17 protein-coding genes and 1 tRNA gene are annotated in these 20,771 nt (G+C 44.8%); 9 read left to right on the top strand and 9 right to left on the bottom strand.

All coding sequences use genetic code 11. From position 1 onward, the window contains the following. Positions 1 to 20 precede the first annotated feature (20 nt). Positions 21 to 1,103 (bottom strand): general secretion pathway protein GspB, encoded by a 1,083-nt coding sequence (locus L5M38_RS01230; protein ID WP_263165602.1) that lies wholly within the window; start codon positions 1,101 to 1,103, stop codon positions 21 to 23. Then, complete coding sequence (locus L5M38_RS01225; protein WP_263165601.1) at positions 1,103 to 2,776, bottom strand: ExeA family protein; 1,674 nt, start codon at positions 2,774 to 2,776, stop codon at positions 1,103 to 1,105. Before L5M38_RS01225 ends, L5M38_RS01230 begins: the two co-directional genes overlap by 1 nt. A 178-nt stretch (positions 2,777 to 2,954) precedes the next feature. Between L5M38_RS01225 and L5M38_RS01220 the strand changes: the two genes are divergently transcribed. Both L5M38_RS01220 and L5M38_RS01215 read left to right on the top strand, forming a co-directional pair. Beyond that, positions 2,955 to 4,205, top strand: coding sequence for a multifunctional CCA addition/repair protein (locus tag L5M38_RS01220; RefSeq protein ID WP_263178095.1), 1,251 nt, complete (start codon positions 2,955 to 2,957; stop codon positions 4,203 to 4,205). Between the two features lie 233 nt (positions 4,206 to 4,438). Next, a complete protein-coding gene (locus tag L5M38_RS01215; RefSeq protein ID WP_006080732.1) occupies positions 4,439 to 4,705 on the top strand; it encodes an Lpp/OprI family alanine-zipper lipoprotein in 267 nt (88 codons plus the stop codon). A gap of 609 nt (positions 4,706 to 5,314) precedes the next feature. Here L5M38_RS01215 and L5M38_RS01210 read toward each other — a convergent pair. The 4 genes from L5M38_RS01210 to folB form a co-directional block, all read right to left on the bottom strand. Continuing rightward, positions 5,315 to 6,157 carry a putative RNA methyltransferase gene (locus tag L5M38_RS01210; protein ID WP_212599964.1) on the bottom strand — a complete coding sequence of 281 codons (843 nt, stop codon included), beginning with the start codon at positions 6,155 to 6,157 and terminating at the stop codon, positions 5,315 to 5,317. Between the two features lie 118 nt (positions 6,158 to 6,275). Beyond that, complete coding sequence (locus tag L5M38_RS01205; RefSeq protein WP_173246178.1) at positions 6,276 to 7,076, bottom strand: undecaprenyl-diphosphate phosphatase; 801 nt, start codon at positions 7,074 to 7,076, stop codon at positions 6,276 to 6,278. 18 nt (positions 7,077 to 7,094) lie between these two features. Next, the gene (gene folK / locus L5M38_RS01200) at positions 7,095 to 7,598 is read right to left on the bottom strand and encodes a 2-amino-4-hydroxy-6-hydroxymethyldihydropteridine diphosphokinase (RefSeq protein ID WP_263178094.1); all 504 of its coding nucleotides are present in this window, start codon (positions 7,596 to 7,598) and stop codon (positions 7,095 to 7,097) included. 68 nt (positions 7,599 to 7,666) lie between these two features. Then, entirely contained in the window at positions 7,667 to 8,017 is a 351-nt protein-coding gene (gene folB, locus L5M38_RS01195) for a dihydroneopterin aldolase (protein ID WP_173246184.1), read from the bottom strand. A gap of 268 nt (positions 8,018 to 8,285) precedes the next feature. On the opposite strand from folB, the gene plsY reads away from it, so the two are divergent. After that, positions 8,286 to 8,897, top strand: a complete 612-nt coding sequence (plsY, locus tag L5M38_RS01190) for a glycerol-3-phosphate 1-O-acyltransferase PlsY (RefSeq protein ID WP_113940690.1) — start codon at positions 8,286 to 8,288, stop codon at positions 8,895 to 8,897. 83 nt (positions 8,898 to 8,980) lie between these two features. Here the strand turns inward: plsY and tsaD are convergent, their stop codons facing one another. After that, positions 8,981 to 9,997 (bottom strand): tRNA (adenosine(37)-N6)-threonylcarbamoyltransferase complex transferase subunit TsaD, encoded by a 1,017-nt coding sequence (gene tsaD / locus L5M38_RS01185; protein ID WP_263165596.1) that lies wholly within the window; start codon positions 9,995 to 9,997, stop codon positions 8,981 to 8,983. Between the two features lie 215 nt (positions 9,998 to 10,212). Here tsaD and rpsU point away from each other — a divergent pair, with 215 nt between their 5' ends. The 5 genes from rpsU to L5M38_RS01160 all read left to right on the top strand — a co-directional run bounded on the left by rpsU (position 10,213) and on the right by L5M38_RS01160 (position 14,991). Then, a complete protein-coding gene (gene rpsU / locus L5M38_RS01180) occupies positions 10,213 to 10,428 on the top strand; it encodes a 30S ribosomal protein S21 (RefSeq protein ID WP_006080725.1) in 216 nt (71 codons plus the stop codon). A 6-nt stretch (positions 10,429 to 10,434) separates the two neighbouring features. After that, positions 10,435 to 10,878, top strand: a complete 444-nt coding sequence (locus tag L5M38_RS01175; RefSeq protein ID WP_263165593.1) for a GatB/YqeY domain-containing protein — start codon at positions 10,435 to 10,437, stop codon at positions 10,876 to 10,878. Positions 10,879 to 10,961: 83 nt separating this feature from the next. Beyond that, positions 10,962 to 12,686 carry a DNA primase gene (gene dnaG, locus L5M38_RS01170; protein WP_105249891.1) on the top strand — a complete coding sequence of 575 codons (1,725 nt, stop codon included), beginning with the start codon at positions 10,962 to 10,964 and terminating at the stop codon, positions 12,684 to 12,686. A gap of 135 nt (positions 12,687 to 12,821) precedes the next feature. Next, positions 12,822 to 14,660 carry an RNA polymerase sigma factor RpoD gene (gene rpoD / locus L5M38_RS01165; protein WP_105249892.1) on the top strand — a complete coding sequence of 613 codons (1,839 nt, stop codon included), beginning with the start codon at positions 12,822 to 12,824 and terminating at the stop codon, positions 14,658 to 14,660. A gap of 254 nt (positions 14,661 to 14,914) precedes the next feature. Beyond that, positions 14,915 to 14,991 (top strand) — tRNA-Ile (locus L5M38_RS01160). A 242-nt stretch (positions 14,992 to 15,233) separates the two neighbouring features. Here L5M38_RS01160 and L5M38_RS01155 read toward each other — a convergent pair. Together L5M38_RS01155 and mak are read right to left on the bottom strand one after the other, a co-directional pair. Next, positions 15,234 to 17,354, bottom strand: coding sequence for a methyl-accepting chemotaxis protein (locus L5M38_RS01155; RefSeq protein WP_263165591.1), 2,121 nt, complete (start codon positions 17,352 to 17,354; stop codon positions 15,234 to 15,236). 230 nt (positions 17,355 to 17,584) lie between these two features. Next, on the bottom strand, positions 17,585 to 18,481 hold the full coding sequence (mak, locus tag L5M38_RS01150) for a fructokinase (protein WP_028760873.1): 897 nt from the start codon (positions 18,479 to 18,481) through the stop codon (positions 17,585 to 17,587). Between the two features lie 419 nt (positions 18,482 to 18,900). Between mak and L5M38_RS01145 the strand changes: the two genes are divergently transcribed. Then, a complete protein-coding gene (locus L5M38_RS01145) occupies positions 18,901 to 20,466 on the top strand; it encodes a peptide MFS transporter (protein WP_028760874.1) in 1,566 nt (521 codons plus the stop codon). Positions 20,467 to 20,771: the final 305 nt, after the last annotated feature.

Below are 20,771 nucleotides of genomic sequence, written 5' to 3'. Positions count from 1 at the left end.
TGACTTATCGTAATACCTGATTAGATTGCGGGCACCTTAAACTGGGTTCCTTGAATATCTAATACTATGTCCCTTGGACGAATAGAGATGATTTTCAGCTTACCAGCAATCATATCCCCTTCTTGTAACTCGGCACCGTCTACATTCAGCCATCTCTGAGCGGGGTCGCTGGAATAAACATGAGCAACGATATTAAATTCAGGCACTTGTAATTGCAGACCTGCAGGTAATTGGCCGTATTTCGGAATTTCATCCGCAGCAGTTTTAGGAATAGGATCTAATTTAGCTTCAGTGACATTCGTCTCTGCAGCATTAACATATTCCACATCCTTTAATGCATTTTGAAAGGAAGCCACTAACTTATCTTCATCGCGACTTTTATTGGTCTCTAAACCGACATCTTCCGCCGCGGCACTGACTTGTTGACGCAGGGCTTCAAGACTCGCTAGACCCGACTCATTGGCATTAGCACCTAACATCATAGGCTGCTGTGCTTGCGTCTCTGCTGGCACAACCGCTTCCTGACTTGCCGCATCGACTTGGGCTGACGTCGACATATAATCTGCGTAGCTTGAATCACTAAAACCCGAATTGCTATCACTTTGAGCTGGCATGCCAACAGAATTGGTCGTTATATTCGCGCTAGCATTCATTTGAGGCGCATTTGATACTACAGTCTCAGCCTGAAATTGCGGCGATACCGTTAGCTCGGGTAAAGTCTGCGTCCGAGGAAGCGCCACTTTCCCAGCAAGCCGAACACCTGAAGCAGCACTGGGCTCAACTTGGAGCTCAGAGGCAGCTCCTACCGTAGACTGAAGCTCATTTTTAATCCCAGTCGAAGCTGGCAATGATGAAGTTGATGGCAGTATGTTAGCCACTGCCACAGTATCACTTTGGGGAGGTCGAGTTTTATCCCAAACGCTTAATCCCCAAGCCACACCAATTCCAGCGGCAACTGCAACGACTAATATAGACAGTTTTCCTATCGGCACACCCGATTTACGTGGCTGTGGATAATTCGCCCTTGGCGTCATCACAGCATCAGGTAACGGTGATTGTTGCTGTTGTTTATTGCGGGTTACGGCATCGAGTAAAATGGACATCAGCTGCGCGCCCCATCATCAGTTAACCGTGGGCCTTGCTGACTTAAATACAAATTTAATCTCACTAATGTTTGATTCCCTGCAATACCATCGGCTTTTAATCCATGCTGACTTTGGAAGGTTTTAAGATCATTTTCCAATTGCACATCAAATTGATTAACCCGACGGGGGCTACGACCATTCACATGGGCTAACGCATTCTCTAACCACTGTAATTGACCAGGACTCGATTTTTGACTGATATCCATCATAGGCAAATTAGGTGCTTGCCATAATATTTCGAAGGTGCCACTGAAATGTTGATTAAACCAAGCTCTATCAACCCAAAGTTGTTGCTCACCCAGTTGCATCAGTAATTGTTCCCCCTCTACCGCAAGCACTGCACCATAAAAATCTTGTTGCTTGTCATCAACCAAATACACGACAGCCGGATAATTAAGCCGAGTCAGTGACATCCAGTTACCCTGCTGCTGATAACAAGACAATCCTTGCTCAACCGCAGATTGGCAGGCGGTTAAACCTTTATACGGTACTTTGCCCCACACGCTAAACAAACCTGCAAAAGCAGTATCAATATTGCGACTCTGATTAATCGCATCATTAAGTAAGCGCTGATTGGGATCTGGAATTGACCCCTTACTGCTTTGCTGATCAACGGGTTGTACTAACTTGCTCATTCCTTCGGTCGCGCTCAAAGCTTGAGTGTTTGATGCAGCAACATTTGCTGACGCAGACTCAAGGACCATACTAGACGCTGACACGGCATTGACAGGCTTGTCGGTAAATAGCCAATAGGAAACACCAAAAGCTACAAATAACGTCGCAGCGGTCGCTGTCGGCCAAAGATACCTATTCTGAGTCGGCTCCTCTTCACCTAATACTTCAGCCGCAGCTTGTCTCACCATATGATGATCGATGGGCACCCGCGATTGCGCATAGCCCGCCATCAGCGAGCGTTCACATAAGAGGTTAATTAATCGAGGGATGCCGCCACTGTACTTTTGCAACACCTTAACGGCTTTGCGGGTAAACAAAGGTTCAAATCGTCCCGCGACTTGCAAGCGATGCAATACATAAAGCGCGATTTCATCTTCATTTAATGGTAGTAAATGGTAACGAGCGGTGATCCGCTGGGCTAACTGGCGCAGCTCTTGGCGCTTCAATAACAGCTGTAATTCTGGCTGACCGATTAAAATGACCTGCAGTAACTTCTTAGTGTCCGTCTCAAGATTGGTCAAAAGGCGCAGTTGCTCCAGCACTTCAGGGCGTAAATGCTGCGCTTCATCAATGATGAGCACGGTATTACGACCTTTGCTGTGATTGTCCAATAAAAAACGACTCAAGTGGTCGGTCAACTGCTTGAGTGTGGGATTGTCGCCGTAGGAAATCTTAAGTTCATCGCAAAGCGTGGCGAGTAACTCGAGCTCTGTTAGCGACGGATTAAGGATAAATGCGGTGTCGGTATTATCGGGCAATTGCCCAAGTAAACATCGAGATACTGTCGTTTTACCCGTGCCAACTTCCCCTGTTAGCAACACAAAGCCGCCCGTTTCCCCTAACCCGTAGGTTAAATGGGCCAACGCCTCTCTGTGCCTATCACTCAAAAACAAATAATGGGGATTGGGTGCAATCGAAAAAGGGTTATCGCTGAGTCCGTAAAAGGCCTTGTACATACCACCAATCATCCTAATTTAAAAATAACGCCCCACGTTAAAGCGTCCCAATGTTATTGTCAAAATATCCGCAACATCAATGTGACACATAAGTGCGCAAATATCTCGCGACGACTTTATCTATCACCTTAATGGGCATGATAAGCTATGTTTATGACACATTAGCCGAATCTTGCCTGTGAAAATATATCTCGTCGGCGGTGCTGTGCGTGACAGCCTGCTCAATCTCCCTATCAAGGACAAAGATTACCTCGTCGTTGGTGCGACTCCAGAACAAATGTTGCAACTGGGATACCGCCAAGTCGGTAAAGATTTCCCAGTATTTCTGCATCCTAAAAACCAACAAGAATATGCGTTAGCCCGAACAGAACGAAAAATTGGACTGGGTTATGGTGGTTTTAGCTGCCATGCCAGTCCCGATGTGACTTTAGAGCAAGACTTGTTGCGCCGAGATCTGACCATCAATGCTATCGCCCAAGATGAAAAGGGCAACTTATACGATCCTTTTAATGGCATTGAGGATATTAACGCGCGCCTATTGCGCCATGTGTCGGATGCTTTCGTTGAAGATCCACTGCGAGTGTTACGCGTCGCCCGCTTTGCCGCAAGGTTTTATCCCTTAGGATTCCAAATTGCCGCAGAAACCCTGGCCCTGATGCGTCAAATTAGCGCAAGCGATGAGCTTAGCGCTTTAACGGCGGAGCGAGTTTGGCAAGAAGTTGATAAAAGTTTAGGCGGACCTCACCCAGAGGTCTTTTTTGAGGTACTGCACCAATGTGGAGCACTCGAAGTCCTGTTCCCTGAAATTCACGCCTTATTTGGCATACCTCAACCTGAAAAATGGCATCCTGAAATAGATACTGGCGTGCATACCTTAATGGTGCTTGCTCAAGCCGCACTGCTGACTGAGGATAAAAGCGTTCGGTTTGCCGCCCTAGTGCATGATTTAGGTAAGGCACTGAGTCCAAAAGAGCATTTACCAAAGCATCACGGCCACGGCCAAAAAGGCTTGCCACTCATAAAAGCCCTCTGTACACGTTTACGAGTACCGAATGAGGCCCGCGATCTGGCGTTGCTCGTCAGCGACCAACATCAGAACGTCCATCAGGCATTCGAGCTCAGAGCCGAAACTATCGTTAAAATATTCGATAAAGCTGACTTTTGGCGTAAACCAGAGCGCTTAACGCAACTTATATTAGCTTGCACCGCAGATATGCGTGGCCGCACAGGATTTGAAAACATCCCATATCCTCAGGGAGAGTATTTAACTCAGTGCTTCACTGTCGCCAATAATGTCGATATTGCCGCCATCATTGCCACTGGTTTCCAAGGCGCAGAGATAAAACAAGCCTTAAATTTACATCGGATTGAAGCGGTCAGTCAGTTTAAACAAAAAATGCAAACAAAACTGCCGATGGATAACCAGTAAATTGTAAAGGATTTGTAAGTCGTGCATCACTGCATGGTGAATAATGCCCCTTTTTACGATTAGAAATGTCGATATCACATAGAAAAAAAGCTTTTAAAAAAAATTTATATGCCTATAGTGGTTAAACACATTAATATTCGTAGCAAATTAAAATAGCTATGTCATAATTAGGCAGTTTCGCTTACAAAGTAACGAAACATTCAAATCCAACCTATTTTAAGGGATTTTTTACAATGAACAAAAAAGTACTGATGATTGCTGGTTTAGCAATGACTGCCCTACTAGGTGGTTGCGCGAACACTACTGCTCTGGAAGAAAGCGTTGCAACTCTGGGCAACAAAGTTGATCAATTGTCAGCTGATGTTGGTTCTCTGAAATCAGAGCAAAGCAAACTGTCTGCAGACGTTAAAGATGCAAAAGCAGCATCTATGGACGCACAAGCAGAAGCTAAACGCGCAAACGACCGTTTAGACAACGTTGCTTCTCGTTACAAGAAGTAATGAAAGGTAATTTAGCTTACTATTTAGTAAGTTAAGACAAAAGGCTTAAGAAAGATGAAAGCGATAAGCACATCAATCTAAGCCTTTTTTTATGCCTGCAATTCAAGATGGCCATGCAAAGAATAGCGAATGTGGCAATACAAATTTTAAACTTCCAAAGGCATGTTAAAGGCGATTCGCCTACCTCCCCCCTAAAAGTTAGCCTTGGCATACTTCTTTATAAACGAGTGCTATCCCTCTTTTAAATAAAGTCGCGTTATTAATCTAAACTTCTCGTTTACGTTTTTAAGCATCCCTAACAATCAGCCTCATTTATCATAAAAAATGTATTTATGGGAAATGAAGGCTATTAATTTAAATCACAGCTATAGATAAAAAATCGAGGCTATATGGGGAAACAAAGGCAATAAGAAGGTTGTATTTGTAACTGAACAAATAGGCCTAAAGTTAAAAACAATAACACCTTCAGCCTATCCAACATAAAAATAACATAAAAACGTCAAACAGAATCATAGACTTGAGTAATATAGCCGTTTAAAACATCAAAAAACCATCTAACTAAGCCTATGAATTGTCTTAAAATTAACCGCATCGACTGCAAGTTTTAACCTATAGCGATTCACTCACGCGTTTATGTGCTAAGACTAATACATAGTCAATTTCTAGCGACTCAAAATGATTAGCTTGAATATCGTGTTTCATCTTGTCAGTTGCACGCCACGCATAGGGTGCCATATCCAATAACGTTAATGCCTGCTCACCGGTAACAGATAAGGTGAAGCGCAGTGACTGAGTTTCTTTTACCAATAATGCTGAAGGTAAATTCACTTGGAAAGGTTTTTCAGCCAAGTCGGAATAAATATATTCTCTGAGTTGCCATAGATGTCGTGGCCCAGGCATAACCAGTAACATGGTCCCATCGTCTTTCAATACCCTGACAGACTCTTTTCCCTTTAACGGCCTATCAATAACAGTAATAAAATCCACACAATTATCGGCAAAGGGTAATTTTTTAGAAGAGCTTAAACACAAGATCCCAGGAGTCTGCGCTTTTGCTGCAGCAAAAATAGCATTTTCTGCGTCCGCTACACCCACGTACTGGACGTTTCGCGGATTTTCGACCTCTGCCAACTTGGAAGCTAAAGCACGCAAATAGAAGCCCTCTGCGCATTCATAATCCAATAAACAAGCGTCAGGCTTGATAAAGCCCGTGATTAACTCAGCCAGTTTATCGATTAAAGGCGAAAAGATGCCTGATTCGAGAAGAAAACGCTTAGCCCTAACTTGCTCGCGCGAATCCCCTGTCGGCTTTTGGCGTTGTGGTTTAGTGAAAACCCAATAACCTTGCTCATTTCGATCAAAATGATGCTTATTTGCACAATAAAAACCTTGGGAGGCTTTGTGTTGTTTTAACGCAAGTCCGCAGGTTGGACACTGATATTCGAGACCCATATAAAGCTCCAAAAATAAGTTAAGCTTCAGAAAAATGAGGAAGCTCCAAAAACAAAAATCGGGTACTTGACCCGATTCTATTATTCATAATTTCACTATGATGACTAAACTGGAATGACTACAAAAAAATAAATCCACACAGCACAGCACCCAGTGCTAAACGGTAAATAACAAACGGGGTCATTCCCATGCGGCTGATGATTTTCAAGAAATAATGAATACATGCATAAGCTGCAACAAAGGAAATCAAAGTGCCTAAGATCAATGCTTGATAATCAATTGGCAGCGCGCTTTCCGCCAAATCTTTACCCACTAAAATTGCCGCGCCTAAGCTCACAGGCACTGACATTAAGAATGAAAAGCGAGCCGCAGCATCTCGACTCAAACCTAGCATTAGCGCCGCGGTCATAGTGGCACCAGAACGTGAAGTTCCAGGGATTAAAGCAAGCGCCTGGGCGAAACCAATTAACAAGGCTTTGCGCCATCCAGTCTGATAGATTGTTAAATCGCGGCGCGACATCTTATCAGCCCACCACAATAATAAACCAAAAACGACTGTCGTGACCGCGATAACCTCTGTATTACGTAGGTGAGTTGCAATAAAATCCTTAGCCATAAAACCAAAAAATACAGCGGGTAACGTCGCCAGAATAATCCACCATGCCAGCTTGCTGTCTTCGGATTGCTGACCTTTAAAAATGCTTGCAACCCAAGCATTAAACATAGTCCATAACTCGTGTCTAAAATAAATCACCACAGCAAATAACGACCCCGTATTCACCGCCACGTCGAATGACAAACCTTGATCTTCCCAGCCTAAAAGCTGAGCAGGCAGAATTAAGTGGGCTGAACTAGAAATAGGCAAAAACTCAGTTAGCCCTTGAATAAGCGCTAAAATAATGACCTGAAACGTATCCATGACAATCCTATCAATAAATTAAAACGTCAGCCCTTGGGGCCATTCAAACATCACAGGCCAAAGTCGCTGTGACTCTTTATCATACTCTTGCCACAAACTGGCATAGCTTTTATCAACCAACGGATGAATCAATTCCGGCGCTAACTCGGCTAATGGCCATAACACAAAGGCATTATTAACTATCTCTGCACGGGGGAGCGTAACGGGCGTTTCACATACCACATGGTCATAAAGCAGCAGGTCTAAATCTAAAGTTCTTGGGCTAAATTTCTTCGCCCCGACAAGCCGGCCGTGATTCTGCTCGATTTGCTTAAACTGCGCAACTACCGCAGCAATATTAAGGTCAGTTTCAGCACTAGCAACCATATTCAAAAAGTTAGTGCCACTAAAACCTACCGCTTCACTTTCATACATAGAAGAGAGGCGCAGCGGCCCAAAACACGCTCGCAGCGATATTAATCCCGCTTGCAGATGCTGTTCAGGCTCTATATTGCTACCTAGACTGATATAAATACGTGCCATGTAATGTCCGATTTATCTGAAGATAAACATGATTTCTTAATCAACAGTAGAGTTGATCAAACTCTTATCTAACGTGAACGCTCTATCTCAACGCCAACCGATGCGGCAGTAGCGACTGCCCCCGGCTTCATCACGACAACTTTCACCCAAGTCACGTTAAATTCTTGAAGTAAGCAATCCGCTACGCGCTCGGCAACCGTTTCGATTAACTCGATTGGATACTCAGTAATAAGTTCTGTTAATCGATTGGAAACTGTCTCATAGCAAAGCGCATATTGATAATCGTCTGTCGCGGCGGCTGGTTTGTTATCCCACGCCATATCTAAATCTAGCAAAAGGCTCTGATGGATTGTCTTTTCCCACTCATAGACACCAATCACAGTATCGACGCGTAATTGCCGTATAAGTACTTTATCCATGCTTTCTCCAACTAACTTACTACTATGAGGTCTGATAAGCTAAAAGCGATCCTAGCTGTATAATCCGCAATCTTCTGACAGATAATTAATTTGCTTTCTACTCGAGCCAATCCACAGTAGGATAACGCCCTAAAAGGATTTGCTCATTCAGAAAATATCTCAACCTCAAATGGGCGAGTTATTCCACAAACCTATAGCGGGATTGACAACTGAGTCAGCTTTTTAAATTGTTGCGCGATAATACCTTAAGACGCGTAAGGAAACCAATGTGAGTCCATTAACACTGACACTTTTGATGATTTTGGCCGCCTATTTGGCAGGTTCAATCTCGAGTGCTGTGCTGGTTTGTAGAATGAGGGGTTTACCCGATCCAAGATTACAGGGTTCAGGTAATCCGGGAGCTACCAATGTACTGCGAATTGGCGGCGCGAGTTCGGCTGCCATGGTGTTGTTTTTCGACATGCTCAAAGGCGCCCTGCCATCTTATTTAGCCTATCTGATGGGCATAGATGCAGTCTCACTCGGACTTATCGCTATCGCCGCCTGCCTTGGGCATATTTATCCCGTATTTTTTGGATTTAAGGGGGGAAAAGGTGTCGCAACAGCTTTTGGTGCTATGGCTCCCATTGGCGATGATTTAGCCATTTGCTTAATGGCATCTTGGATTGTTCTACTCTTAATTAGCCGCTACTCGTCCCTTGCAGCCATTCTGACGGCCTTACTTGCACCACTTTATACTTGGTTGTTAGACGACAGATTTACCATTCCCGTTGCCATGCTATCGACGCTTATCATTATTCGTCATAAAGACAATATCCAACGGTTACTTAAAGGTGAAGAGTCCAAAGTTTCACGTAAAAAAACGCCTAAAAAATCTTAATGTGACAACATTATCCCAATAAAAAACTGCGCTATAAGCGCAGTTTTTTTGTCTCAACATAACCTATCAACATCAAAGGCGTTTTATGCCACAGGTGGCAAGGTATCTAACGGCCATCTTGGCTGACCTTTTACCGCCAAATCTTCGTGCTGCCCCGCCTTTAAACGCTGCAATCCTGCAAAGGCAATCATGGCGCCGTTATCGGTACAAAACTCACCACGGGGATAAAATACTTGTCCACCAAGCGAGCTCATCATTTCAGCCAAGGTTTCTCTTAAGCGCGTATTCGCACTCACGCCACCGGCGATCACTAAGCGGTTATAGCCTGTTTGCTTCAGTGCACGGCGACATTTAATCGCTAGCGTATCAACCACAGCTTCTTCAAAAGCACGAGCAATATTGGCACGAGTCTGTTCATCGTCAGGTTCGGCAGCAATGGTATTAGCGGTAAAAGTTTTTAGACCCGAAAAGCTAAAATCGAGTCCAGGTCTATCGGTCATAGGCCGCGGAAACTTATACCCTGCAGGTAAACCTTTAGCAGCAAGCTTTGCTAAACGCGGACCGCCGGGATAATCCAGCCCCATTAACTTAGCTGTTTTATCAAACGCTTCACCCGCAGCATCATCAACAGACTCGCCTAATACTTCATAGCGGCCAATTCCATCGACTTTAACCAACATAGAATGGCCACCAGAGACCAATAAGGCCACAAATGGGAACTCGGGCGCGTCATCTTCAAGCATAGGCGCGAGAAGGTGCCCTTCCATATGGTGAACACCGATTGCAGGCATGTCCCAAGCAAACGCCAGTGACCGCCCCACACAGGCGCCGACGAGTAAGGCGCCAATCAAACCTGGGCCCTTGGTATAGGCAATCCCATCAAGCTCGGCAATTTCAGTATTTGCATCTTTCAGCGCTTGACGAATAAGCGGCACAATTTTGCGCACATGGTCACGTGACGCCAACTCAGGCACCACACCACCATAGTCAGCATGCAGCTTAACCTGACTGTATAAAGTATGAGATAATAAGCCCAGTTCATCGTCATAGACGGCGATACCTGTCTCGTCACAGGATGTTTCAATACCTAAAACCCGCATGGTGTCTCATCAATTGCTAACTAAAGGACGCCAATTCTACCTGCAAGCGCTCGATTACTCCAGTCGCGCAGGCCATATTGAGTCCACTATAGGACTGAGCTCAGTTTTAGGGCTTTACAAGCCTAGGTGTCTCGGTATAAAATTCCGCACCATTTTAAATAGACTTGGTTCGAGCAATTGAACCAGAACAACCTACACCTAAGGGGTGATGGCGTATGCCAATTATTAAAGTACGTGAAAACGAACCATTCGACGTAGCTCTGCGTCGTTTCAAGCGCTCTTGTGAAAAAGCTGGTATTTTAGCCGACGTGCGTGCTCGTGAATTCTACGAGAAGCCAACTACTGCACGTAAGCGCGCAAAAGCTGCTGCAGTTAAACGTTTAGCTAAGAAGCTTTCTCGCGAAAACGCACGTCGCGTACGTTTATATTAATCTCATATGAGCCTAATTGATCAGCTAAAAGACCATATGAAACAGGCCATGATCGCCAAAGAGAAGGCGCGCTTGAGCACTATTCGTATGGCATTAGCCGCCATCAAGCAGATTGAAGTGGATACCCGCGAATCTCTGACTGATGAACAGGTTATAGCGGTCTTAACCAAAATGGTGAAACAACGTCGTGACTCGATTGCTCAATTTGAAGCAGCGGGTCGTAACGAGTTGGCCGACGTGGAAGCAGCAGAGATTCAAGTTATTGAAGCTTTCCTGCCTACCCCTCTTACAGAGGCGGAAATCGCGGCGCTCATCGATGCAACTATTTTAGAAGTAGGTGCATCCGCCATGGCGGATATGGGCAAAGTAATGGGAGCATTGAAATCTAAAGTGCAAGGACGTGCAGACATGGGCGCTATCGGCGCTATGATCCGTGCTAAATTGCAATAATTAGCGTTTCACTGTATGAACAAGCCGTGCCTATGCGCGGCTTGTTTGTTTAAATTCGCGCAAGGCGGGATTTTAAGCACTCAATGGCAATACCTCGTGATTTTATCAATGAGCTAATCGCTCGCACTGACATAGTCGAACTTATCGATCGTAAAGTGCCCTTGAAAAAGGCGGGTAAGAACTACTCGGCCTGTTGTCCTTTTCATAGCGAAAAATCACCTTCGTTTACCGTCAGCCGTGATAAACAGTTCTATCATTGCTTTGGCTGCGGTGCTCACGGCAACGCCATCGATTTTGTGATGGAGTATGACCGACTCGATTTTATTGATGCCATTGAAGATTTGGCGGGCCAGCTTGGATTAGAGGTTCCCAGAGAACAAGGCACAGGCAAGCGACATGATGACGGTTTAAGTCGTGACTTATATCAACTCATGGAAGAAGCGAGCCTTTACTTTCAAAACCAACTTAGACAACACCAAGATAAACAAAAAGTTATCGATTATCTTGCCTATCGCGGTTTATCCGATGATGTAGTAGAACATTTTGGTATTGGCTTTGCGCCAGACGGTTGGGATGGCTTATTGGGCCGCTATCGTCAGAATCAAGATGCGCAGGATAAGTTACTGACTGCGGGTATGTTAATTAGCAACGACAGTGGGAAACGTTACGACAGATTTCGTGACCGCCTCATGTTTCCTATCCGCGACAGGCGCGGACGAGTCATTGGTTTTGGTGGCAGAGTTTTAGGTGATGGCACACCCAAATACTTGAATTCTCCAGAAACGCCCATATTTCATAAGGGCAATGAGCTTTATGGTCTCTATGAACTAAAGCAGCGCTATCGCGATCCAGACAAAGTACTGATCGTTGAAGGCTATATGGATGTGGTGGCATTGGCGCAATTTGGCGTCGACTATGCTGTCGCATCATTAGGCACCTCGACCACAGCAGAGCAATTTCAGCTTTTGCTGCGCAGCGCTAAAGAAGTGATTTGCTGTTACGACGGCGACAGAGCAGGTACTGAAGCGGCATGGCGCGCCTTAGAAACGGCATTGCCATTATTAAAGCCGGGCGATCAAGTGCGATTTATGTTCCTGCCTCAGGCCGAAGATCCTGATTCTATGGTTCGTAAAATTGGTAAAGATGCATTTGAAACCTTAATGGACTCTGCCATTGCACTACCCGAGTTTCTATTTGACACGTTAGCGACAAAATACGGTACAGATAAAGGCAACTTAGCGAAACAAGCTTTTATCTTAATTGAAAAAATTCAAGACACTGTGCTGCAAAATTTACTGCTTGAGAACTTAGCTCACAAGTTAGGAATGAACAGCTCAGAAGATATGAAAAAGAAGCTAGGCTTTAGCGTGAAACAAGCTAAACCAATGGCAAGTAAAGGATTAAAAGGACGCGGTACACCATTGCGACTCGCCATCGCACTGTTAGTACAACATCCTAAACTGGGTATGGGTTTACCCCCACAACCCGCACTCGCCCACTTGCAGATGCCAGGCATAGAATTGCTGCCACTGTTATTGGAGATGACTCGAGAGCAAACGTTAAACAGCGCACAACTACTTGAACAATTCCGAGAGCACCCCTACAGCGGCACTCTCCATAAATTGGCCCAATGGGACCATCAAGTGGCGGATGAAAACTTGCTCGAAAAGTTTAAACAAACCCTGGTTTGGTTGAACAATCAATATATTGAACAACGATATCAGGAATTGAGTCTAAAGCAGACTCATACAAAAGAAGAGAAGATGCAGCTCTCGAAGCTGATCTCAGTCATGAAAGGGTTAAACTGAGGCAAAAATGTCCTCATTCGCTACCCCAGTGACTAGCACAGATATGTGCACACGGCTATAATTGACGATTTGCGCGGCACTTGGCTTATGCTAAGTGTCCGTCGTTGTAACAGTTTCCCAACTTGGATGATATCTATGGATCATACTCCGCAGTCGCAACTTAAGCTGTTGCTTGCCAAAGGTAAAGAGCAAGGTTACTTAACCTATGCAGAAGTGAACGATCACTTACCTGCAGACATGGTCGATTCTGACCAGATCGAAGATATTATCCAGATGATAAATGACATGGGTATCCGGGTGTTCGAAGAAGCCCCCGATGCCGATGACATGATGATGTCGGAAGACAACACAGACGAAGATGCAGCAGAAGAAGCCGCCGCAGCACTGGCAACAGTAGAAAGCGAACTTGGCCGCACAACCGATCCCGTACGCATGTACATGCGTGAAATGGGTACCGTTGAGCTTCTGACCCGCGAAGGCGAAATTGTTATCGCCAAACGCATCGAAGAAGGCATCAACACAGTTCAAAGTTCAGTCGCCGAATACCCACAAGCGATCGCTATGATCCTTGAGCAATTCGACCAATTTGAAGCTGACGAACTGCGCTTATCTGATATTATCTCTGGATTTGTAAACCCGGACGAAGATGATGTCGCCCCGACCGCCACTCACATCGGCTCAGAATTATCTGAAGAAGAGCTGGACGATGAAGATGACGAAGAGGATGACGATGACAGCGAAGATGAAGAAGAAGGCAACAAAGGGCCTGATCCTGAAGAAGCTCGTGAAAGATTCGGTCAACTCAGAGCCGCTTACGAAAGCGCACTGAAAATTATCGAAGCTAAGGGCCGTGAACACCCTGAATCGGTAAAAGCCCTCTTCGAAATCGGCGAAATTTTCAAAGAATTCCGCTTAGTGCCTAAGCAGTTTGACCGTTTAGTCAAAAGCATGCGCACTATGATGGACCGCGTGCGTGTTCAAGAACGTTTAGTATTAAAACTGTGCGTTGAACAAGCCAAAATGCCGAAGAAAAACTTCGTCAAATTCTTCACTGGCAACGAAACCAACCTTGATTGGTTCAACACTGAGAAAGCCTCAACGAAACCTTATGCCGAAGGCCTAAGAATGGTTGAAGATGACGTCATTCGTTGTCGTACCAAGCTTGCAGCAGTTGAAGAAGAAACCGGCTTAGCGATTTCTGCCATAAAAGACATCAACCGTCGTATGTCAATCGGTGAAGCCAAAGCACGCCGTGCGAAGAAAGAAATGGTTGAAGCGAACTTACGTCTGGTAATTTCTATCGCGAAGAAATACACCAACCGTGGTCTGCAATTCTTGGACTTAATCCAAGAAGGTAACATTGGCTTAATGAAAGCTGTAGATAAATTCGAATACCGTCGTGGTTACAAATTTTCGACCTATGCAACTTGGTGGATCCGTCAGGCGATTACCCGTTCTATCGCCGACCAAGCGCGTACGATTCGAATTCCAGTACACATGATCGAAACGATCAACAAGCTGAACCGTATCTCTCGCCAAATGCTACAGGAAATGGGCCGCGAGCCTTCACCTGAAGAACTGGCTGAGCGTATGATGATGCCGGAAGATAAGATCCGTAAGGTACTGAAAATAGCTAAAGAACCTATCTCCATGGAAACCCCAATCGGTGACGATGAAGATTCGCATTTAGGTGATTTTATCGAGGATACTACCCTCGAATTACCACTGGATTCAGCGACCAGCGAAAGCTTGAAAAACGCCACCCACGAAGTGTTAGCAGGTTTAACCGCCCGTGAAGCGAAAGTGCTGCGTATGCGTTTTGGTATCGATATGAACACTGACCACACTCTTGAAGAAGTGGGTAAACAGTTCGACGTGACCCGTGAACGTATTCGTCAAATTGAAGCTAAGGCACTGCGCAAACTGCGTCACCCTTCACGCTCAGAAATCTTAAAATCGTTCCTAGATGAATAGGCTGTTACAAGCCTAAAGTCATCTAAGATGGATTAAAGCCCTGCCCATGCAGGGCTTTTTATTGTCTTTATCACCTCAATTTATGCACAAGCACAGCATCGAAGCCTTAAATTCAGGCGACGATTGCATTTAAGTTGATTAACAGATAACCAATTGAATCAGTTGCGTGAATTTCCAGCCAAAACACGGGTGACAAGCGTAAGTAAGCTTAGTATACTTCCTCCCGCTTCAGGTAATGACGATTACCTTAAGTCGGCCCCTTAGCTCAGTTGGTTAGAGCACACGACTCATAATCGTTAGGTCCACGGTTCAAGTCCGTGAGGGGCCACCACCCGATTCAACGAAAAAGCCCATTGATCCAATGGGCTTTTTTGTATCTAAAAACTGATCTCCGCTAGTTATCACACAATATCCATGTATTTACACATTCCCCTCGCTGAACTGTTTTAAATTTTTAGCCTATTCGATGCTATTTAAATATCCATAAAAATAGGCTCTTTGATAAGTGTTAAGCAGCAACACAATCAAAGAGCCTATTTAAAATCAATGAACTAATTCAACAAACCTCTGGTGCTAGGTTTTTAACTTGCCTAACTGCTCATGTTGCTGCTTCACTAAGTTTGCTAAAACTACACTGCTTTGCTGTGCTTCACCCGCAAGACGTGCAAGTTCAGAAGCCGAATCAGAAATGCCTGTAATATTGCGATTAACCTCTTCAGTCACCGCGCTCTGCTCTTCTGCCGCTGCCGCGATATGGGTCACTTGGCCCGAAATTTCTTCAATCTGACTCACCATAGAGTTCAATGAGTTCAGCGCTTGCTCAGTTTGAGATACGGCCATTTGTGCCCGTTCAGCGCCTTTATCTATGATGCCAGAAGCACTTTGAACTTCTTTTTGCAGTGCATCGATAAGAGTACTAATATCATTCGTCGAGCTTTGAGTCTTAGATGCCAGCGCACGGACTTCGTCAGCCACCACGGCAAAACCCCGTCCTTGTTCACCCGCTCTCGCCGCCTCAATCGCCGCATTTAATGCCAGCAGGTTTGTTTGTGCGGCAATGGAGCTGATCACCTCAAGAATACGACTAATATTCATACTGCTGTCTGCGACTTTACTCACGGCCAGCTTAGCTTCCATTGACTCTTTAGACATAGTCGCCACAAAGCCCATCGCCTTAGTCAGACTTTCTTCACTGTGACGAATGTTGCGTGACATAGCTTCTGTTTCTGCAGCGGTTTGCTCAGACGCCTTAGCAACCTCAAGTGCGGTGGCACTCATTTGGTTTACGGCCGTTACCACACTCTCAATTTCACCATATTGACGATTGACACTATCACGCGTGAGCTGGGCAATTTTCGCTGAAGCTTGGCTTTCTTCCTGAGAACGACTCGCGAGGGTTTTAAGTTCGGCAATCAAGTTTTTCAGTTTATAAATAAAGGAGTTGAAACCTTTTGCTAACGCAATCAACTCTGCATGGGAGTCCACTTCTATCGATTGCGTTAAATCGCCATCAGCGCTTGCCAAGTGTTCTACACGGCCTTGGATCATCTTTAAGGGTGAAATAATGCTACGGATCACTAGGCTAATCGTAATCACAGCAGCAATCGACACGACAACACCGACCATGAGCAACAAACTTCCCAAGGAAGTTGCCATTTCATCCATGTCATTATTTAACACAATCGAACTCTTGTACGCCTGCGCAGTCGGCACTTGGATCACTAAGGACCACTCGGCATTCGCTAAAGGGATCTTAATTGGGTAGGCAACAATAATTTCATCATCGTTAACCATGTAACCCGAGTTCTTGTGTAACGAGATGATTTGTGAGGCTATAGCTGGATTTATTGACTCAGCTAAAGGACGAGCCTTTTTGCTGTAATGACTTGCTGCAACCACTAAACCTCGGGTACTCAATAAAGTTACTTTCGCTTGCCCATCGTAGAGGCTCTTAGATAACTTATCGATAAGAGTTTGAAAGACTGGTAAGTTTAAATCAACACCGACCACACCGATAAACTGTTTACGCTTAAGCACAGGCACAGTTAGCGAGGTCATTAATGCTTTGTTACCGGGAGTGATTTCGTATAAATACGGCTCCATTAGACAGGGCTTTAGGGTTTCTTTACCGCATAAATACCATTCTGCATCACGGATCCCAAATTCATTTAGGCTAGTAAGGTATTTTTCTGCTGAATCTTCAACCTGTTGATGTGCAACAGTGCCATTGTCATCACGGGTATAGTAAACCTCTAGCACACCCGATGTCGTGACACTGTGGCTGGAATTAATATTCAGAAACTCAGTATCGAGCCCATCATAACCATTAGGTTCAAACTGGGCATACATGGAGGAAACTTGCGCATTTTTCTTAAGCACAGCCGCCACAGTGAGTTCTAAACGATCACGCTTTAAGGGAAGTTCTTCTGCTGTACTCTCCACCATACCGGCAAAAGAGTAAGGAATACGATAGGCTTCGTTAATAAATCCAGCGACCATTTCACCATATTCACCGGCGCGGGCTTCGAGTTTATCCCGCGTTTCAGTTTGTAGGGTATTTTGAACTTGATCCGATAATTGCGCGTTTTGAGCCGACAGTGTCCACCATAAACTGATAGATAAAATAGCCACTATCGATAAAAATAATGCTGATGTAATCCACAACAACTTAGTACTGATGGACAAATGCTTCATCTAGTAAACTCCCAAGAGAACGACAATAGCGTAATTATTTTGATCTACTTTATTTTTATACTTTCTATACAGCATTAAAAATAGCACTTAGGGTAAGAATTACCAGTACTTAAGATAAAGAGTTGTCAATGGAATGTAAAACTTTTGAATGACTAAATAAAAAAAAGGCCAAATTCAAATAAATGAATTCAGCCTTTAATATCAAACACTATTCTTGATTGAGTCTAGGATTAGCGTCCCCACAACCAAGCGGCGCCACGCACCCCCGATGAAGCACCATAATAATTTTTAACAACAGGTGTGTGGCACTCTCGGCCAACCACATAGAGCGGCAAAATTTTTGGTAATTCGGTATAAATAGCATCAATGTTAGACACACCGCCGCCAAGGACGATAACATCAGGATCCATCATATTGATCACATGGGCCAATGAACGGGCTAAACGATCAATAAAGCGGTTAAATGCTTGAGTTGCCAGCGGATCTCCCGCTTGCATCATTTGGGCAATTTCAATACCGCTGTCAGCAACACCGCCTGCAGCGCGAAAGTCGCGAACAAAGCCTGTTCCAGATATAAACGTTTCGATACAGTCTCTATTACCACAAAAACACGTCGTGGTATTAAATTCATCGGCTTTCATCCACGGTAAAGGATTATGGCCCCACTCACCACCAATACCATTGCCACCATCATGTACTTGGCCTTTGATGGCGATACCAGCACCACATCCCGTTCCAATAATGGCACCAAATACAACGGACTTTCCTGCGGCAGCGCCATCTACCGCTTCTGATACGGCAAAACAGTTCGCATCATTAGCAATTTTTACTTTACGATTTAATCGAGTCCCCAGATCTACATCGAGTGGATGACCATTGATCCAAGTTGAATTAGCATTTTTTACTAGGCCAGTAAAAGGAGAAACAACCCCAGGAATACCAATTCCAATAGTGGCGGTTTGCTGCAGGCTGTCTTCAACTTCAGTTACCAATGCAACCAAAGCATTGACTGTCGCAACATATTCTCTCGGTGTCGGGATGCGTTTACGAAAGACTTCGTTACCATCGCTATCTAATGCGACTACCTCGATTTTTGTGCCACCAAGATCGATACCAATTCGTAACATTCATATACTCCGTTTAAATATATTTAACGCAAAGCGGTGCATTAACAACCTGATGCATATCTGCAACTGTAGAGACGCTGCTAAGTAGAACTTTTCGTTTTAAAGTTATCTACATTAGAATTTCCAAGCGCACTATGCCTGCTGGACAAACAGCAATCAACCTCAATGTATTTAAATACACCATAGCGCATACCTGCACATGCCATTATCTGCTTATCCGATAGTACTGCGAATGTTCCTTGATTTATCCGCAGCAGAAAAACTTGGATAGAACTGTCCCCGCTTAAATCCACCTTAAAATTGATAAGGTCATTTGTAACAAAGTCTGTTTTTGCCTATGTCTGCCATTGGTTTGAATTGGTTATCGCCTTATACTTTTGAGCTCAAATATTAAAACAACAATGTTGGAAGCAAGCGATATGACTATTGGGACTGCTCCGGTAAGTAAAACACATTCATTTATGACTGTGTCTCTTATCGAATTATGGGAACGCTTTGGTTATTACGGCATGCAAGCGCTGATTGTGTACTTTATGGTGCAGCGCCTTGGCTTTGATGACTCACGTGCAAACTTAGTATGGAGTGCCTGTGCGGCACTTATTTATGTATCACCGGCAATTGGTGGCTGGGTTGGGGATAAAATCCTCGGCACCAAACGCACTATGCTGCTCGGTGCGGGGATCCTCTCTCTGGGTTATGCGCTAATGGCCGTACCCACTGAAAATACGTGGTTTATGTTTTCAGCGCTCGGCGTGATTGTGGTCGGTAACGGCCTATTCAAGCCGAATGCGGGTAACTTAGTCCGTAAAATTTACGAAGGTGACGACTCTAAAATCGACAGTGCTTTTACCATCTATTACATGGCGGTAAACGTGGGATCGACCTTCTCTATGTTGCTCACGCCTTGGATTAAAGATTACGTTAACGCCCAGTATGGCAACGAATTTGGCTGGCACGCGGCCTTTGCCGTGTGCTGTGTCGGTATATTGGTGGGGTTAGGTAACTATGCACTCATGCGTAAGAGTCTAGTCCATTACGGTTCTGAGCCAGATACTCGCCCTGTGAACAAGAAAAACCTCGCGATTGTATTGGGTCTATCCGCATTGTCAGTTGTCGCTTCAGCCATTATTCTTGAATACGAAGCTGTTGCGCGCGTCTTCGTTTATGCAGCAGGCGTAGCCGTATTGGCAATCTTCTTCCACTTAATCCGCACCAGCGAAACCAGTGAAAGAGCGGGACTGATTGCAGCACTGATCCTTACCGTGCAAACTGTGTTCTTCTTTATTTTCTATCAACAAATGTCAACGTCACTCGCGCTGTTTGCCCTGCGTAACGTGGATTGGGATTTTCAAGTTTTTGGTACCCACTTGTGGACTTGGTCACCTGCCCAGTTCCAAGCATTAAATCCATTATGGATTATGGTATTAAGTCCAGTACTCGCATGGAGCTATTCGTGGGCTGGACGCAATGATAAAGACTTTTCTATCGCGGCGAAATTTGCTCTCGGTTTTGCCGTTGTGGCGATTGGCTTCTTTATCTATGGCTTTGCGGGCCAATTTGCCGTCAATGGTAAAACCTCTTCATGGATCATGATCTGGGGCTATGCCTCTTACTCTTTAGGGGAATTGCTGGTGAGTGGTCTTGGACTTGCCATGATTGCTCGTTACGTACCTGCACGCATGGGCGGCTTTATGATGGGTGCCTATTTCGTCGCATCAGGTATTTCCCAGTATTTAGGCGGTGTGGTTGCTAACTTCGCCAGTGTACCCAAGGATTTAGTCGACCCACTGCAAACCTTACCCGTATACACAAGTCTGTTTAATAAACTAGGTATAGCCGCTGTGGTCTGTACCTTTATCGCACTTGCGGTATTACCTCTGATGCGTCGCCTGACTGAGACTCACCATTCACATAACAATGCGGCTGATCATGATATTAATGAAAGTGCTGCAGCATCGCTACGGGATGTGAAAGCCGAGCAGTAATGCTCGACTGACAATAGCGATTTTTCTATTGCATAACATTAACTGCCGATAGCCCTGCTATCGGCAGTTTTTTATCACTTCATTCAACATCGTTTATACCCTTATATTGCTACTCATAACCAAATGAGCTTTAGCGAAAGTCATGCAATCCTACTGTGACTGGCTTAGCGCTGAGTTGCTGAGAATAAGAACTTCAGTTCCACATTATCGGCCCTCACACGCGGATGACTTCAGCCCCTCAATTTGTTACAAAGCGAGTACACACTCAGTTGCATGGCGATGCTCAAGTGCAGACTCACATTGAA

The sequence above is a fragment of the Shewanella sp. SM101 genome (assembly GCF_025654465.1).
Lineage (GTDB): Bacteria > Pseudomonadota > Gammaproteobacteria > Enterobacterales > Shewanellaceae > Shewanella > Shewanella oncorhynchi.
The sequence above is the reverse complement of the archived record's forward strand: the minus strand, read 5'-3'. Positions and strand labels throughout refer to the sequence as shown.